This window comes from Sulfuricurvum sp. (genome assembly GCF_049305995.1).
GTDB lineage: Bacteria > Campylobacterota > Campylobacteria > Campylobacterales > Sulfurimonadaceae > Sulfuricurvum.
Map to the genome: position 1 here is coordinate 1 of NZ_JBAQPS010000385.1, position 1,839 is coordinate 1,839.

Annotated in this window: 2 protein-coding genes and 1 pseudogene; all 3 read right to left on the bottom strand. The window is 37.1% G+C overall.

Features of this window, described 5'->3' with window-relative positions:
- On the bottom strand, positions 1-435 hold a 435-nt coding region (locus WA010_RS12855; protein ID WP_422557517.1), incomplete at its 3' end, for an FAD-dependent oxidoreductase.
- Positions 436-562: 127 nt separating this feature from the next.
- Positions 563-1,384: a tyrosine-type recombinase/integrase gene (locus WA010_RS12860; protein ID WP_422557518.1), complete on the bottom strand. Its 822-nt coding sequence runs from the start codon at positions 1,382-1,384 to the stop codon at positions 563-565.
- Positions 1,384-1,839 (bottom strand): annotated as a pseudogene (locus WA010_RS12865) (hypothetical protein); the annotation flags it as partial. The gene WA010_RS12860 and the pseudogene WA010_RS12865, both read right to left, overlap by 1 nt.

Sequence of the window (1,839 nt, forward strand, 5' to 3'; positions counted from 1 at the left end):
GCATACCCCCTGAGCATCGACAACGGCACCTTCAGAAAAATAAATATAGCTATCCTCTGAGGCTTCTGTGGTAAGGAGTGATTGTAACTGCTCATCGATCACTGAGTGATGCAAAGAGGTCTCACGTTTGAAATGTTCGAGTTTTTCAGATTCTTGCGGAGAGTTTGCGATATGTAAAAGTGGTTTTTTGAAGGTAAAGTCAGGAAAATGCGTGGTGTAAAATTCAAGAGCTTCAGTGTGCGCTTCACCCATAATCTCTTTGAGAAATCCTGCTTTGGAGATTTTGGGTGAGATAAATGCCCCTGCTGCTCCGCTTCCACCTGAAGCGATGCCATCTTGATCGATCAAAGCAACCTTTAGACCTCTTTGCGTCAGAATATAAGCACTACAACAGCCGTTTATCCCTGCACCGATGATAATGACATCATATTCCAAAAGTGCCCGCCTTGCTTGTCATGAAGAACCAACCTGTGGATTATTTATAGAAAGTATAACATGAACATTATTCTATAAAATAATGAAATTTTACCTATACGTACAAAAAAGTAGTTAAAAGAGATTTTTAGTATTTTGCCATTGGATGATAATTCAAAACCGTCTCTTTGAGATTATGTTTTTGCACATGTGTATAGATTTGTGTTGTTAGCAATGATGCGTGCCCAAGAAGTTCTTGCACAACACGTAAATCTGCACCTCCGAGAATCAATGCTGTTGCGTACGAATGTCGTAACGCATGAGGAGAAACATTTAGATATTTTTGAGTAATTTTAAAAGCCGATATGCGACTTAAAGGCTCTCCTCGATAATTTAACCAAATATTTAAACGATGATAAGGAGATGCTTCTTGATAAGCGCGTAGTGCTTTTAGAGCTTCGGGAGCAATCGGCACATACCGTTCTTTTTCTCCTTTACCGTATCGGATACGAAGCCATTCTCCCTCAATATCTTCCTCATTTACAGCAAGACATTCGCTAATACGGACACCTGTAGCATATAAAAATAACAATAATGCATAATCACGTAACCCTAACCATTCATCCATTTCAACTCTTTTAAGCCCCTCTTGAATCATTTGATAGGATAAATATCTAGGAAGATTTTTAGGAATTTTTGAGAGAGCAATTTTAGAAGAGATAAAATTAAACTGATGACGATGACAAAAATCGACAAAAGAATTAAAAGATGAGAGTTTACGGTTAAGCGTCCGTTTATTTTGTAAATTTCCAAGTATCCGAAAAATTTCACTGGAATCAAGCTCAACTAAGTTTTTAGAGGAAACAGCTTCAAGATCAGATAAATCAGTATGATAAGCTTTAATGGTTCGAGGATTAAGAGCTTTAATGACTGTTATATATTCAATAAAAGCATCAAGCTCTTTCGACATTATTTGATATTAATATATCGGTCGTCAAAATAAAAACGCCCGTCCCCTACAAAAATTTTATTATCCATATCCATGTCAATATCGTACACATCATAGGCTAAAAGGTTCGTTGTTAATGCGATCATATAACCCCCTTGTTCCAATACATACACACGATCACTTTGAACACTAATTCCTACAAAATGTGCAAAAGGGAACTTCTTTTTCGCTTTAAACTGCAATGTTGGAGTTAGTGCAATAATCTCACCTTGTTTCGTCGTTAGCCAAATACCATCTGCCGTATAAGCGATGTTACGGATTTCATACTTTTCACGCGCTTCTTTTTGCGAAAGAGCCAATACAGCTGTTCCGGTCGAAGCGACAAGATGATTATCAATGATATTCATATAGGTAATATTATTAAAAAATTCTTCCGATCCTACAACGACAGAGCGTAAAACTTGTTTCGTCTCAGA